This is a genomic window from Pseudomonas sp. LBUM1671 (assembly GCF_059695685.1).
The window spans coordinates 583,297-598,555 of record NZ_CP166782.1; the positions used below are offsets into that span (position 1 = coordinate 583,297).

The following is a 15,259-nucleotide window of genomic DNA, read 5'->3' on the forward strand; positions in this document are numbered from 1 at the left end:
CAAGTCCATAAGTGTCATTCACTCCTTGTCTGACCGCTTTTGAGCGGCAGGCTACAACCCGTAAGGAGCATTCATGCGTCATTACGAAATCATCTTTTTGGTCCACCCGGATCAAAGCGAGCAAGTCGGCGGCATGGTTGAGCGTTACACCAAGCTGATCGAAGAAGACGGCGGCAAAATCCACCGTCTGGAAGATTGGGGCCGTCGTCAACTGGCCTACGCAATCAACAATGTTCACAAGGCTCACTACGTGATGCTGAACGTTGAGTGCACTGGCAAGGCCCTGGCCGAGCTGGAAGACAACTTCCGCTACAACGATGCAGTGATCCGTAACCTGGTCATCCGTCGCGAAGAAGCCGTTACCGGCCAATCCGAGATGCTCAAGGCTGAAGAAAACCGCAGTGAGCGCCGTGAGCGTCGCGACCGTCCTGAGCACGAAGGCGCTGAAAGCGCTGATAGTGATGACAGCGACAACAGCGATAACGCTGACGAGTAATCCACGGACCTTTTAAGGAGCCTATCAAATGGCACGTTTCTTCCGTCGTCGTAAATTCTGCCGCTTCACCGCTGAAGACGTGAAAGAGATCGATTACAAAGATCTCAACACTCTGAAAGCCTACGTATCCGAGACCGGCAAAATCGTTCCAAGCCGCATCACCGGTACCAAAGCTCGTTATCAGCGTCAGCTGGCCACCGCTATCAAGCGCGCCCGCTTCCTGGCCCTGCTGGCCTACACCGACAGCCACGGCCGCTGAGACCGGGCAGTCGACACGTAGCAAAGGATTGAATGCATGCGCGCCTTAGCTGAGTTCATCATGCGCGGCCGTATGCAGGCCACTCTGGTAGTGGCTGGATGCGCAATATTGCCGTTGTTGTATTGGTTGGGTGCTGCCGCTGGATGCCTTGTGCTCCTGCGGCGCGGATTGAAGGACGCCATTGGCGTACTTGCTCTGGGACTGCTGCCGGCGTTGATCTGGTGGCTTTACTCCGATGACCCACGGGCACTTCTGGTGCTGCTGGGGTCTTCGAGCCTTGCGTTGGTTTTGCGCGCAAGCGAGTCCTGGAACCGCGTGCTGCTGGTCAGCATAGCGATGGGAGTGGTGTTTGCAGTGGTGCTGGGGACAGTTTTTGCTCCCCAAATCGAGATGCTGGCGCAGGCTTTGATAAAAGTCATGCCGTCGCTACTCGGTGATGTCTACCAGAAGTTGTCGGTAGACGAGCAAGCGCATTTTGCGTCCCTGATTGCACCGGTCCTGACCGGCCTGATTGCGGCCTTGTTGCAAATCGTCAGTGTGCTGAGCCTGATTGTCGGGCGCTACTGGCAGGCGTTGTTGTACAACCCGGGTGGTTTTGGTCGCGAGTTTCGCGCCATCCGATTCCCGCTTTTACCAGCGATGTTGCTGCTGGCGTTCATGCTTCTGGGGCCGAATATCGGTCCTCAGATGGCCATGTTGACGCCGTTGTGCAGCGTACCGCTGGTGTTCGCCGGGCTGGCCCTGATTCACGGGCTGGTGGCGCAAAAGCGACTGGGCAGATTCTGGCTGGTGGGGTTGTACGTCACGCTGTTGCTGTTCATGCAGCTGATCTATCCGTTGCTGGTGGTCTTGGCCATCGTCGACAGCCTGATTGATTTTCGCGGTCGTTCGACGCCGAAAGACGTCGATAGCGCGAACGGTGAAGGTTAAAAGTTAAGAGGATTTTCACATGCAACTGATCCTTCTGGAAAAAGTCACCAACCTGGGCAACCTGGGTGACAAAGTAAACGTCAAGGCTGGTTACGGTCGTAACTACCTGCTGCCTTATGGCAAAGCTACCGCTGCGACCGCTGCCAACCTGGCTGCGTTCGAAGAGCGTCGCGCTGAGCTGGAAAAAGCCGCAGCAGACCGTAAGACTTCGGCTGAAAGCCGTGCCGCCCAACTGGCTGAGCTGGAAGTGACTATCACTGCCACCGCTGGTGACGAAGGCAAGCTGTTCGGTTCGATCGGTACTCACGACATCGCTGATGCACTGACCGCCTCTGGCGTTGAAGTGGCAAAAAGCGAAGTTCGTCTGCCGAACGGCACCATCCGCAACGTAGGCGAATTCGACGTAGCCGTGCACCTGCACGCCGAAGTTGAAGCCACCGTACGCGTTGTCGTGGTAGCAGCTTAAGCAGCACTTGTCGGCTGGCACCCTCGGGTGCTTGCCGGTAACATCGGGCACGATCCTGTTTACAGGTCGTGCCCTTTGTCTTTCTGAAACCCCTGCTTTTCATAAAATAACCAAGTGGCCATGAACGATATCTCCGCTCCCGAGCAATACGATCTGCAAACCGCTGCCCTGAAGGTGCCGCCGCATTCCATCGAGGCCGAACAGGCCGTGCTCGGTGGTCTGATGCTGGACAACAACGCCTGGGAGCGCGTGCTGGATCAAGTCTCCGACGGCGATTTCTATCGACATGACCACCGTTTGATCTTCCGTGCGATCGCCAAGCTCGCCGACCAGAACTCCCCCATCGACGTCGTGACCCTTGCCGAGCAATTGGACAAGGAAGGTCAGACCTCGCAAGTGGGTGGCCTCGGTTACCTCGGTGAGCTGGCGAAAAACACCCCGTCCGTCGCCAACATCAAGGCCTATGCGCAGATCGTCCGCGCGCGGGCGACCTTGCGACAGTTGATCGGCATCGCCACCGAAATCGCCGACAGCGCTTTCAACCCGGAAGGGCGCACGGCTGAAGAGATTCTCGACGAAGCCGAACGGCAGATCTTCCAGATCGCCGAGGCCCGGCCAAAAACCGGCGGCCCGGTCAGCGTCAACGATCTGCTGACCAAGGCGATCGACCGCATCGACACCTTGTTCAACACCGACAACGCCATCACCGGCCTGTCCACCGGCTACACCGACCTCGACGAGAAGACCAGCGGCTTGCAGCCCTCTGACTTGATCATCGTCGCCGGCCGTCCATCCATGGGTAAAACCACCTTTGCGATGAACCTGGTGGAAAACGCCGTGTTGCGCAGCGACAAGTGCGTTCTGGTCTACTCGCTGGAGATGCCAGGTGAATCGCTGATCATGCGTATGTTGTCGTCCCTTGGCCGTATCGACCAGACCAAGGTCCGTGCCGGTCGCCTGGACGACGACGATTGGCCGCGCCTGACCTCGGCGGTCAACCTGCTCAACGATCGCAAGCTGTTCATCGACGATACGGCCGGTATCAGCCCGTCGGAAATGCGTGCACGGACCCGGCGTCTGGTGCGTGAGCACGGCGATGTCGCCCTGATCATGATCGACTACCTGCAATTGATGCAGATCCCGGGTTCTGGCGGCGACAACCGGACCAACGAGATTTCCGAGATCTCCCGTTCCTTGAAAGCCCTGGCCAAGGAATTCAACTGCCCGGTGGTGGCGTTGTCCCAGCTCAACCGCTCCCTGGAGCAACGACCGAACAAACGCCCGATCAACTCCGACCTCCGGGAATCCGGAGCGATCGAGCAGGATGCTGACGTGATCATGTTCGTGTACCGGGATGAGGTGTATCACCCGGAAACCGAGCACAAAGGCATCGCCGAGATCATCATCGGCAAGCAGCGGAACGGCCCGATCGGTACGTCGCGACTGGCGTTCATCGGCAAGTACACCCGCTTCGAAAACCTCGCACCGGGCAGTTACAACTTCGACGACGAATAACCCAGAAGAAACCTGTGGCGAGGGAGCTTTTGTGGCGAGGGAGCTTGCTCCCGCTTGAGTGCGCAGCGCTCACAAAATTTTGGGGCTGCTTCGCAACCCAGCGGGAGCAAGCTCCCTCGCCACAAGGGTGATGGTGCCTCCAGGTTTTCAAACAGGCGGTGTCGCAATTTCCGACCATAGCCGTCGGAATTGGTTATTTTTTGTGCTATATTCCGCGCCCGCGATTTTTCATCTCAACACCGGTCATCGTCATGCAAACAGCCAAGCCGTTATTTGACTATCCCAAGTACTGGGCCGAATGTTTCGGTCCGGCGCCATTCCTGCCGATGAGCAGGGAGGAGATGGATCAGCTTGGCTGGGATTCCTGCGACATCATCATCGTCACCGGTGATGCTTACGTTGATCACCCGTCTTTCGGCATGGCAATCATTGGCCGGCTGCTGGAGTCCCAAGGCTTCCGCGTCGGGATCATTGCCCAGCCAAACTGGCAGTCCAAAGACGACTTCATGAAGCTCGGCGAGCCGAACCTGTTCTTCGGCGTCGCGGCCGGCAACATGGATTCGATGATCAATCGCTACACCGCCGACAAGAAAATCCGTTCCGATGACGCCTACACCCCCGGTGGCCTGGCGGGCAAACGTCCGGACCGCGCAAGCCTGGTTTACAGCCAGCGCTGCAAGGAAGCCTACAATCACGTGCCGATCGTTCTCGGTGGCATCGAAGCGTCCCTGCGCCGCATCGCCCACTACGATTACTGGCAGGACCGGGTGCGCAACTCGATCCTGATCGACGCCTGCGCCGACATCCTGCTCTACGGCAATGCCGAGCGCGCGATCGTCGAAGTCGCCCAGCGTCTGTCCTACGGTCACAAGATCGAAGACATCACCGACGTGCGTGGCACCGCGTTCATCCGTCGTGATACGCCGAAAGACTGGTACGAAGTCGATTCCACGCGCATCGACCGTCCGGGCAAGGTCGACAAGATCATCAACCCGTACGTCAATACCCAGGACACCCAGGCCTGCGCCATCGAGCAGGAAAAGGGTCCGCTTGAAGATCCGGAAGAAGCCAAGGTCGTGCAGATCCTGGCCAGCCCGAAGATGACCCGCGACAAGACTGTGATCCGTCTGCCGTCGGTTGAAAAAGTCCGTGGCGACGCCGTTCTTTACGCTCACGCCAACCGCGTGCTGCACCTGGAAACCAACCCGGGCAACGCCCGTGCGCTGGTGCAGAAGCACGGCGAAGTCGACGTCTGGTTCAACCCGCCGCCGATTCCGATGACCACCGAAGAAATGGACTACGTGTTCGGCATGCCTTACGCGCGCATTCCGCACCCGGCGTACGGCAAGGAAAAAATCCCGGCCTACGACATGATCCGCTTCTCGGTGAACATCATGCGTGGCTGCTTCGGTGGCTGCACGTTCTGCTCGATCACCGAGCACGAAGGCCGGATCATCCAGAACCGTTCCGAAGAGTCGATCATTCGCGAAATCGAAGAGATCCGCGACAAGGTTCCAGGTTTCACCGGCGTCATTTCCGACCTCGGCGGTCCGACCGCGAACATGTACCGCATCGCCTGCAAGAGCCCGGAAATCGAATCCGCGTGCCGCAAGCCGTCGTGCGTGTTCCCCGGCATCTGCCCGAATTTGAATACCGACCACTCGTCGCTGATCCAGCTCTATCGCAGCGCCCGTGCCTTGCCGGGTGTGAAGAAGATCCTGATCGCTTCCGGCCTGCGCTACGACCTCGCGGTCGAGTCGCCGGAATACGTCAAGGAGCTGGTGACCCACCACGTCGGTGGTTACCTGAAGATCGCCCCGGAACACACCGAGGAAGGTCCGCTCAACCAGATGATGAAACCGGGCATCGGCAGCTATGACAAGTTCAAGCGCATGTTCGAGAAGTACTCCAAGGAAGCCGGGAAAGAGCAGTACCTGATTCCGTACTTCATCGCCGCCCACCCGGGCACCACCGATGAAGACATGATGAACCTGGCCTTGTGGCTCAAGGGCAACGGCTTCCGTGCCGACCAGGTGCAGGCGTTCTACCCGTCGCCGATGGCCACCGCCACCGCCATGTACCATTCGGGCAAGAACCCGTTGCGTAAGGTCACTTACAAGAGCGACGCCGTGACCATCGTCAAGAGCGAAGAGCAGCGTCGTCTGCACAAGGCGTTCTTGCGTTATCACGACCCGAAAGGCTGGCCGATGCTGCGTGAAGCGCTGACCCGCATGGGCCGCGCCGACCTGATCGGGCCGGGCAAGAACCAGTTGATCCCGCTGCATCAGCCGGCGACCGACAGCTACCAGAGCGCCCGTCGCAAGAACTCGACGCCGGCCGTCAGCCACAAGGTTGCAGGGGAAAAGACCACCAAGATCCTGACCCAGCACACCGGCCTGCCACCGCGTGCCAGCGATGGCGGTAATCCGTGGGACAAGCGTGAACAGGCCAAGGCAGCGGCGTTCGCCCGCAACCAGCAGGCGGCCAAGGAGCGCAAGGACGCGGCCAAAGGCAAAGGGCCCAAGCCTGCGCGCAAGCCGGTTGTGCCGCGTTAAACCTCGCTTGAACTGAACAGAACGCCAACCTTCGGGTTGGCGTTTTGCGTTTCTGGGCTACGAAAAACAGGGCACCGGGCAGTAGCTGTATGGGGGCAACTGGCCTCTTCGCGAGCAAGCCCGCTCCCACAGTACTTCGTGGTGTGCCCAAATTTAGTGTTCGCAGCAGAACCCTGTGGGAGCGGGCTTGCCCGCGAAGAGGCCGGTACATCCACAGCAAATTCCGGGCGATGGCCCCCGGCCGCAACATTTGCGTGCAACTCCCTCGAACCAATTTCCCGCATCGCCCGATTTTGGTGCTGTACTGCCTCAAGCAACCAAAGAAAGCGCCGTTGCCGCTGGATGGCATAAGTCTTGCGCGCTTTCCCGATACGCTTAAGGCTCGCAGGAGGCACGCCGTGTCGATTCATGTCGCATTGCACCACGTCACGCATTACCGCTACGACCGCGCCGTCGAGCTCGGTCCGCAGATCGTTCGCCTGCGCCCGGCTGCCCACAGTCGCACGCGGATACTCTCCTATGCGCTGAAAGTCTCTCCCGAGCAGCATTTCATCAACTGGCAGCAAGATCCCCAGGGCAATTACCTGGCGCGGTTGGTGTTCCCGGAGAAAACCAATGAGCTGCGGATCGAGGTCGATCTGCTCGCGGAGATGGCGGTCTTCAACCCGTTCGACTTTTTCCTCGAGCCATACGCCGAAAAGATCCCGTTCACCTACGCCCCGGACGAGCGCAAGGAACTGGCGCCGTACCTGGAAACCTTGCCCCTGACGCCGAAGTTCAAGGCCTATCTGGATGGCATCGACCGCACACCGCTGCCGAGTGTGGATTTCCTCGTGGCGCTCAATCAGCGCCTGAGCGAAGACATCGGCTACCTGATCCGTATGGAGCCCGGCGTACAAACCCCCGAGCACACCCTCGAACACGCCTCCGGTTCCTGCCGCGACTCGGCGTGGTTGCTGGTGCAACTGCTGCGCAACCTCGGGCTGGCGGCACGTTTCGTCTCCGGCTACCTGATTCAACTCACCGCCGACGTCAAAAGCCTCGACGGCCCCTCGGGCACGGAAGTGGATTTCACCGACCTGCACGCCTGGTGCGAGGTCTATTTGCCCGGTGCCGGCTGGATTGGCCTGGACGCGACGTCAGGGCTGTTTGCCGGTGAAGGACATATTCCGTTGGCGTGCAGTCCCGATCCGGGCTCAGCGGCACCGATCAGTGGCCTGGTGGAACCGTGCGAGTGCGAGTTCAGCCACGAAATGTCCGTGGAGCGAATTTGGGAAGCGCCGCGAGTCACCAAGCCTTACACCGAAGACCAGTGGCTGGCGATCCAGGCGCTGGGCCGGCAGATCGATGCCGACCTGCTGGAAGGCGACGTGCGCCTGACCATGGGCGGCGAGCCGACCTTCGTGTCCATCGATGACCCGGACGGCGCCGAATGGAACACCGCCGCGCTAGGGCCGGACAAACGTCGCCTGTCCGCTGAGCTGTTCCAGCGCATGCGCAAACACTACGCGCCCAAAGGCCTGGTGCATTTCGGTCAGGGCAAGTGGTACCCCGGCGAGCAACTGCCGCGCTGGTCACTCAACTGCTACTGGCGCCGCGATGGCGTGCCGATCTGGCACAACAGCGCGCTGATTGCCGATGAACAGGAAGACTACGGCGCCGATGGCGAGCTGGCCGGGCGTTTTCTCTCGAGTGTTGCCGAACGCCTGAAAATTCCGACACGCTTTGTGTTCCCGGCCTACGAAGACAATTTCTATTACCTCTGGCGCGAAGGTACGTTGCCGCTGAACGTCAGCGCCGAAGACTCTCGTCTCGAAGAACCGCTGGAACGGGCGCGCCTGCGTAAAGTCTTCAGCCAGGGGCTGGACAAGGTGATCGGCCAGGTCCTGCCGCTGGCACGCACCGCCAGGGGTGATCAGTGGCAAAGCGGCCGCTGGTACCTGCGTGACGAGCATTGTCGATTGGTGCCGGGGGACTCGCCTCTGGGTTATCGCTTGCCGTTGGCTTCGCAGCCCTGGGTGAAGGCGGCCGAGTATCCGTTCATCTACCCGAACGACCCCAACCAGGAATTCCCGGCGCTTCCGGACACTCAGCAGTTGAACAGTCCGGGTGCACCGGCCGAAGCGGTCGAGCGGGACCTGGAGGTCGATGAATCCGCCGATTGGCTGACGCGCACCGCGTTCTGCGCCGAGGCTCGGGAAGGCCGGTTGTACCTGTTCATGCCGCCGCTGGAACGGGTCGAGGATTATCTGGAACTGGTCACTGCGATCGAGGCCACGGCGCAGGAACTGCATTGCCCGGTGTTGCTGGAAGGCTACGAGCCGCCGAGCGATCCGCGCCTGAGCAACTTCCGCATCACCCCGGATCCGGGCGTGATCGAGGTCAACGTGCAGCCGTCCGCCACCTGGGATGAGCTGGTGGAGCGCACCGAGTTTCTCTACGAAGAAGCACGCCAGACCCGACTGACCACCGAGAAATTCATGATCGACGGCCGGCACACCGGCACCGGCGGCGGCAACCATTTCGTTCTGGGTGGCGCGACACCGGCTGACTCACCATTCCTGCGCCGTCCCGACCTGCTGCGCAGCCTGATCAGTTACTGGCATAACCACCCGTCCTTGTCCTACCTGTTTTCCGGATTGTTCATCGGCCCGACGTCCCAGGCGCCGCGCGTCGATGAAGCGCGCAACGATGCGTTGTACGAACTGGAAATCGCTTTTGCGCAGATGCCCGAGCCGGGCGAGGAGTGCGCGCCATGGCTGGTCGATCGATTGCTGCGCAACTTGCTGATCGACGTGACCGGCAACACGCACCGCTCTGAGTTCTGCATCGACAAGCTCTATTCGCCGGATGGCGCCACAGGCCGCCTTGGATTGCTCGAGTTGCGTGCCTTTGAAATGCCACCGCATGCGCGGATGAGCCTGGCGCAGCAGTTGTTGCTGCGGGCACTGGTCGCCCGGTTCTGGCGCGAGCCTTATGCGCCGCCGAAACTGGCGCGCTGGGGCACTGAGCTGCATGACCGATTCCTGTTGCCACACTTTATCGAGCAGGATTTCGCGGATGTGATCGTCGATCTCAATGCCGCCGGTTATCCCGTGCGGGCGGAGTGGTTTGCCGCGCACCTGGAATTTCGCTTTCCCAAGGTCGGCGATTACGCCGTCAGCGGCATCGAGCTGGAAGTGCGGCAGGCGCTGGAGCCTTGGCATGTTTTGGGTGAAGAGGGCGCTGTCGGCGGCACGGTGCGCTACGTGGATTCGTCGCTGGAACGCTTGCAGGTCAAACTCACCGGCCTCGCGCCGCAGCGTTATTTGCTGACGTGCAACGGCGTTCCGGTGCCCTTGCAGCCGACTGGGCGAGTCGGCGAGTTCGTCGCTGGCGTGCGTTTCCGTGCCTGGCAACCGGCGAACTGCCTGCAACCGACCATTCCGGTCCACGCGCCGTTGGTGTTCGACCTGCTCGACACCTGGATGCAGCGCTCGCTGGGAGGTTGTCAGTACCACGTCGCCCATCCCGGCGGGCGCAACTACGACAGCCTGCCGGTGAACGCCAATGAGGCCGAAAGCCGTCGAATGGCTCGTTTCTTCCGCATCGGACACAGCCCGGGGAAACTTCCTGTACCGATCCTGGAAATTAACGACGAGCTACCGATGACGCTCGATTTACGACGTTTCTAAACCGTACGCGACGCTCGGATTTTTCGTCTATCCGGGCGTCATGAGCCTGCGTTAGTCTGACCGTTCTTTGCTGTCTGCCGAGCTTTCCATGCCTGACCTGCTTGACCGCTACCCGCTGACGGCGGGCACTTATCACGAACTGCTCGACGACAGCGGCGCGGTGCGCCCGCACTGGCGCCGGTTGTTCGACCAATTGCAACGCAGCACGCCAGCGCAATTGGTGCAGCGTCAGGCACTGTTGACCCGGCAGATCCAGGAAAACGGCGTCACCTACAACGTCTACGCCGACCCCAAGGGCGCCGATCGGCCGTGGGAACTGGACTTGCTGCCGCATGTGATTGCTGCGGATGAGTGGCAACAGTTATCGGCCGGAATAGCTCAGCGGGCGCGGCTGTTGAACGCCGTGTTGGCTGATCTGTATGGCCCGCAACGTTTGATTGCCGAAGGGCTGCTGCCGGCTGAACTGGTGTTTGGTCACAACAATTTCCTCTGGTCCTGTCAGGGCATTACGCCGCCGGACGGGGCCTTTCTGCATTTGTACGCCGTCGATCTGGCGCGTACGCCGGACGGCCGTTGGTGGGTGACGGCGGATCGGACTCAAGCGCCTTCCGGTGCCGGTTATGCGCTGGAAAACCGCACCATCGTGTCCCGGGCCTTTCCCGAGTTGTACCGCGACCTGAAGGTGCAGCACTTGGCCGGATTCTTCCGAACGCTGCAGGAAACCCTTGCCCGTCAGGCACCAAGCGATGACGACGCGCCGCTGATCGTGCTGTTGACGCCGGGGCGTTTCAACGAAAGCTATTTCGAACATCTCTATCTGGCGCGCCAGCTCGGTTATCCACTGGTGGAAGGCGGCGACCTCACGGTGCGTGATGCCACGGTCTACCTGAAAACCCTCAGTGGCCTGCGCCGGGTCCACGCGATCATGCGGCGGCTCGACGATGACTTCTGCGATCCGCTGGAGCTGCGTACCGATTCCGCCCTTGGCGTGCCGGGCTTGCTCGAAGCCGTGCGGCAGGGGCGGGTGCTAGTCGCCAATGCTCTCGGCAGCGGTGTGCTGGAGTCGCCGGGGCTGCTGGGATTCTTGCCGAAGATCAATCAATTCCTGTTTGGCGAAGAACTGATCCTGCCATCCATTGCGACCTGGTGGTGCGGCGAGGCGCCGGTGCTGGCACAGGCACTGGAGAAGCTGCCGGAGTTGCTGATCAAACCAGCCTTCCCGTCGCAAAGCTTCGCCCCTGTCTTTGGACGCGATCTGAGTGAAAAACAGCGCCAGGCTTTGGCTGAACGCATGCAGGCGCGACCTTACGCCTATGTGGCGCAAGAATTGGCGCAATTGTCCCAGGCACCGATCTGGCAGGCCGAGGACGGTCAGCTGCAACCGCGCGCTATCGGAATGAGGGCGTATGCGGTGGCCAGTCGCGACGGCTATCGAGTTCTGCCCGGCGGTTTGACTCGAGTTGCCGCTGAAGCAGACGCCGAAGTGGTGTCGATGCAGCGCGGCGGTGCGAGCAAGGACACCTGGGTGTTGGGGGATCGTCCGCCCAGCGGCGAGCAATGGAAAACCCAACGCACAATCGGCGTGCATGACCTGGTTCGACGCGATCCGTACCTGCCGTCGCGGGTGGTGGAGAACCTGTTCTGGTTTGGCCGCTATTGCGAGCGTTGTGATGACAGCGCGCGACTGCTTCGGATCATGCTGGCGCGCTACGTTGATGGCGATGATCCGCAGGCGCTGGAAGCGGCGGTCGATCTCGGCGAGCGCCTGAACCTGTTGCCGGACGAAGGCGAGTTGGCCGAGCGGTTGTTGGCCGCGTTGCTTGGCGATGATTGGCCCTTCAGCCTGCGTTCCAACCTGCAGCGCTTGCAGTGGGCCGCCTCGCAAGTACGCGGCAAGCTCTCGCGGGAAAACTGGCAGGCGCTGGTGGAATTGCAGCGCGAAGCCATGGAGCTGGAAACCGAAGAGCCGGATTTCGGCGAGTTGCTGGATTTCCTCAACCGTCTGGTGATGTCACTGGCGGCGCTGTCCGGTTTCGCTCTGGACGACATGACCCGGGATGAAGGCTGGCGTTTCCTGATGATTGGCCGGCGGATCGAGCGCCTGCAATTTCTCAGTGCCAGCCTGGCGGCGTTTCTGCGCGGTGCCGGTGCTTTTGATCAGGCCGGGCTGGAATGGCTGCTGGAACTGGGTAACAGCAGCATCACTTACCGCTCGCGGTATCTGGCGGTAGCGCAGTTGATTCCGGTGCTGGACCTTTTGCTGCTCGACGAGCAAAACCCGCATGCGGTGCTGTTCCAGTTGAAACTGGTGACCCGCACGTTGAAACGCTTGAACGATGATTTTGGTGCACCTCGGGAAGCGGGTCTGCCGCAATTGGTGGAGCGCCTGGCGCGTTTCGATCTGGGCTGCCTGGAGAATTCGCTGTTCGGCGAAGCCAGCGTACGCGCGGCCATCGAGGGGCTGGCCGATTTGCTGCAAGAGATCGCCGATGCCAGCGGGCAAGTGTCGGATCGTCTGGCCCTGCGCCATTTCGCCCATGTCGATGATGTCAGCCAGCGCACGGTGTCCGTCTGATGAGCGCCCATTACCAGATTCTCCACGACACCCATTATCACTACGACAGTCCGGTGTCCCTGGCCCAGCAACTCGCGCACCTGTGGCCGCGGGCCTGTGCCTGGCAGCGCTGCACCGAGCAGCACTTGCAGATCAGCCCCGACCCGACCTCGCGCCGGGATGAGCTGGATGTGTTTGGCAATCCGCTCACCCGGTTGGCGTTTGAGCGGCCGCACGACGAATTGCTGGTCAACGCCCGGCTCACCGTCGAAGTGCTGGCCCGGCCAGCGCTGGATTTCAATCAATCCACCGCATGGGAAGAAACCCGCAACGCGCTGACCTATAGCAGTCAGCCACTTTCACCCGAGTTGCTGGAAGCCTGCCGTTACCGCTTCGAATCGCCCTACGTGCATTTGAAACGCAACTTTGTCGATTTTTCGGAAAGTTGTTTCCCCGCAGGGCGGCCTTTGTTGCTGGGCGTCCAGGCGTTGATGGAGAAGATTTTCAGCGAATTCACCTTCGACGCCGAAGCAACCCAAGTGGCAACGCCGCTGGTGGAGGTGCTGGAGCGGCGGCGCGGAGTTTGTCAGGATTTCGCTCACCTGATGCTCGCTTGCGTGCGTTCACGTGGACTGGCAGCGCGTTACGTCAGTGGCTACCTGCTGACCCAACCGCCGCCCGGCCAACCGCGACTGATCGGCGCCGATGCGTCTCATGCCTGGGTTTCAGTGTTTTGCCCGGCGCTGGGCTGGGTGGATTTTGATCCGACCAACAATGTGCAACCCGCGCTCGAACACATCACTTTGGCCTGGGGGAGGGATTTCTCCGATGTTTCGCCGTTGCGTGGGGTGATTCTGGGGGGCGGCAGTCATGATCCCGAAGTCCGCGTCACCGTGATGCCATTGGATTGACGAAAATCCCCTGTGGGAGCGAGCCTGCTCGCGATTACGGTGTGTCAGTCGATATTAATGTTGAAGACACACCGCAATCGCGAGCAGGCTCGCTCCCACAGGGGGCTGTGCAAAGTCAGTTCGGGATGGGGTATTTCAGATTGGCCTGTGAGGGTCAGCAAGGAACTGCTGACCCTGGACACAGATCCGGTGGGCCTGATCAGATCATCGGGCCCTGAGGGTCTCAGGCGTCGGGCGCCTGATCTTTCGGTGCTTCAGTTTCGTCTGTAGCCACTTCGCCTTCGGCATCCGGGTTCAGTGCTGCTGCTTCTTCTTCAGCTGTAGCTTTCTTGCGCTGAAGCTTTTCCTCTTTCTTCTGCTCCTTGGCCAAGTCTCTCTGACGTTTGGCGAAGGAATAATTAGGTTTAGCCATGGGCGATCCTCTGGGGTCGAAGGTGAGGTTGAGCGGCGCATATTCTGCCCTGTATCGGTACCGAGCCGTTAGCTGGGTTTTTGCTCTGTCCATTTGGGCACCACTGTCGGCTGCCAGGCGTCCAGAGCATCGAGCAGGGTTTGCGGCGATTCGCTCACTTGCAGCATGTCACGGTGCGCTTCGCGAACGAAGCCTTCGCCGACGATATGATCAAGAAAACCGGTCAATTTGCTGTAGAAACCGTTCACTTCCAGCAATCCGAGCGGTTTGCCGTGATAACCGAGCTGGCCCCAGGTCCAGACTTCGAACAATTCTTCCAGAGTGCCCAGGCCGCCGGGCAGCGCGATGAAGGCGTCGCTGAGCTCTGCCATCCGCGCCTTGCGCGCATGCATGCCGTCGACCACTTCGAGGCGAGTCAGGCCGCAGTGGCCGATTTCCTTGTCTTTCAAGCTTTGCGGGATGATCCCTATCACTTCACCGCCGGCCGCCAGTGCCGCATCGGCGACGATACCCATCAGCCCGACGGCGCCACCGCCATAGACCAGGGTCAGCTTGCGCTCGGCCAGTGCTCGCCCGAGGGCGACAGCCGCTTCACGATAAGCCGGGTTGGTGCCGGTGCTGGCACCGCAAAATACACAAACGGACGTTAAAGACATGCCTTACTCCATGGTCAGGATGGCCACAGAGTAAAGGCAGGCGCGCGGCGCTCCAAGGTCTAAACTTCGCGTTCAGGTGCTTCGTAGCTGCCGCTGGCGCCACAGGCATAAGCGGCGAGCAAGCTGCACAAAAAGCTGTTGATGGACATGACAGGCGCTCCAGATGAGGGTTGACGCCCTGATGATAGGGCCGGGCCAGGCGTCTGGCTGGTAGATTGTTTCGATAGGTGTCATAGCCCGAAAGTTGTATACAATTTTTGATTCAGGTCATAGGAACTTGCGTAGTTTTCAGGCAGTCTTCTGTCCATTCGCACTTTTGTTAACCCTGCCTTGGAGATTCACCATGTTTGCCAAACTTGTTGCGGTATCCCTGCTGACACTGGCCAGCAGCCAACTGATGGCTGCCGAATGCAAGGTCACTGTCGACTCCACCGATCAGATGTCCTTCAACACCAAGGCCATCGAAATCGACAAAAGCTGCAAGACGTTCACCGTCGAGCTGACTCACTCCGGCAGCTTGCCGAAAAACGTCATGGGCCATAACTGGGTGCTGAGTAAAGAAGCTGACATGCAGCCGATCGCCACCGATGGCCTGGCTGCCGGCATCGACAAGAACTACCTGAAAGAGGGTGATGCACGCGTCATCGCCCACACCAAAATCATCGGTGCCAAGGAAACCGACTCGGTGACCTTCGACGTGTCGAAGCTCGATGCCAACGAGAAGTACGGTTTCTTCTGCTCGTTCCCGGGCCACATCTCGATGATGAAAGGTACGGTTACGCTGAAGTAATTAAATCGCGCTCATAAAAAAGCGTCCTGCGAGGGACGCTT

At 60.2% G+C, this 15,259-nt stretch carries 12 protein-coding genes; 10 read left to right on the forward strand and 2 right to left on the reverse strand.

Annotated features, from left to right (window positions below; all coding sequences use genetic code 11):
- The first annotated feature begins 73 nt into the window (after nucleotides 1-73).
- The 9 genes from rpsF (at nucleotide 74) to ACA060_RS02650 (ending at nucleotide 13,360) form a co-directional block, all read left to right on the forward strand.
- Nucleotides 74-496 carry a 30S ribosomal protein S6 gene (gene rpsF, locus ACA060_RS02610; protein ID WP_003217491.1) on the forward strand — a complete coding sequence of 141 codons (423 nt, stop codon included), beginning with the start codon at nucleotides 74-76 and terminating at the stop codon, nucleotides 494-496.
- Between the two features lie 28 nt (nucleotides 497-524).
- Nucleotides 525-755, forward strand: a complete 231-nt coding sequence (gene rpsR, locus ACA060_RS02615) for a 30S ribosomal protein S18 (protein ID WP_002551829.1) — start codon at nucleotides 525-527, stop codon at nucleotides 753-755.
- A 36-nt stretch (nucleotides 756-791) separates the two neighbouring features.
- The gene (locus tag ACA060_RS02620; RefSeq protein ID WP_497315242.1) at nucleotides 792-1,685 is read left to right on the forward strand and encodes a hypothetical protein; all 894 of its coding nucleotides are present in this window, start codon (nucleotides 792-794) and stop codon (nucleotides 1,683-1,685) included.
- 19 nt (nucleotides 1,686-1,704) lie between these two features.
- Nucleotides 1,705-2,151, forward strand: coding sequence for a 50S ribosomal protein L9 (gene rplI / locus ACA060_RS02625; protein ID WP_003197251.1), 447 nt, complete (start codon nucleotides 1,705-1,707; stop codon nucleotides 2,149-2,151).
- A gap of 120 nt (nucleotides 2,152-2,271) precedes the next feature.
- Nucleotides 2,272-3,666, forward strand: coding sequence for a replicative DNA helicase (gene dnaB / locus ACA060_RS02630; protein ID WP_109627711.1), 1,395 nt, complete (start codon nucleotides 2,272-2,274; stop codon nucleotides 3,664-3,666).
- Between the two features lie 251 nt (nucleotides 3,667-3,917).
- Complete coding sequence (locus ACA060_RS02635; RefSeq protein ID WP_497315244.1) at nucleotides 3,918-6,221, forward strand: YgiQ family radical SAM protein; 2,304 nt, start codon at nucleotides 3,918-3,920, stop codon at nucleotides 6,219-6,221.
- Between the two features lie 398 nt (nucleotides 6,222-6,619).
- Nucleotides 6,620-9,895 carry a transglutaminase family protein gene (locus ACA060_RS02640; protein WP_497315246.1) on the forward strand — a complete coding sequence of 1,092 codons (3,276 nt, stop codon included), beginning with the start codon at nucleotides 6,620-6,622 and terminating at the stop codon, nucleotides 9,893-9,895.
- An 88-nt stretch (nucleotides 9,896-9,983) separates the two neighbouring features.
- Nucleotides 9,984-12,470, forward strand: coding sequence for a circularly permuted type 2 ATP-grasp protein (locus ACA060_RS02645; protein ID WP_497315248.1), 2,487 nt, complete (start codon nucleotides 9,984-9,986; stop codon nucleotides 12,468-12,470).
- The gene (locus ACA060_RS02650) at nucleotides 12,470-13,360 is read left to right on the forward strand and encodes a transglutaminase family protein (RefSeq protein ID WP_109627715.1); all 891 of its coding nucleotides are present in this window, start codon (nucleotides 12,470-12,472) and stop codon (nucleotides 13,358-13,360) included. The genes ACA060_RS02645 and ACA060_RS02650 overlap by 1 nt, the downstream gene beginning before the upstream one ends.
- Nucleotides 13,361-13,583: 223 nt before the next feature.
- Here the strand turns inward: ACA060_RS02650 and ACA060_RS02655 are convergent, their stop codons facing one another.
- Both ACA060_RS02655 and ACA060_RS02660 read right to left on the reverse strand, forming a co-directional pair.
- Nucleotides 13,584-13,772, reverse strand: coding sequence for a hypothetical protein (locus ACA060_RS02655; protein WP_007947526.1), 189 nt, complete (start codon nucleotides 13,770-13,772; stop codon nucleotides 13,584-13,586).
- 68 nt (nucleotides 13,773-13,840) lie between these two features.
- On the reverse strand, nucleotides 13,841-14,428 hold the full coding sequence (locus tag ACA060_RS02660; protein WP_497315250.1) for a cytokinin riboside 5'-monophosphate phosphoribohydrolase: 588 nt from the start codon (nucleotides 14,426-14,428) through the stop codon (nucleotides 13,841-13,843).
- 343 nt (nucleotides 14,429-14,771) lie between these two features.
- Here ACA060_RS02660 and azu point away from each other — a divergent pair, with 343 nt between their 5' ends.
- Nucleotides 14,772-15,218: an azurin gene (gene azu, locus ACA060_RS02665; RefSeq protein ID WP_109627717.1), complete on the forward strand. Its 447-nt coding sequence runs from the start codon at nucleotides 14,772-14,774 to the stop codon at nucleotides 15,216-15,218.
- The last annotated feature ends 41 nt before the right edge of the window (nucleotides 15,219-15,259 follow it).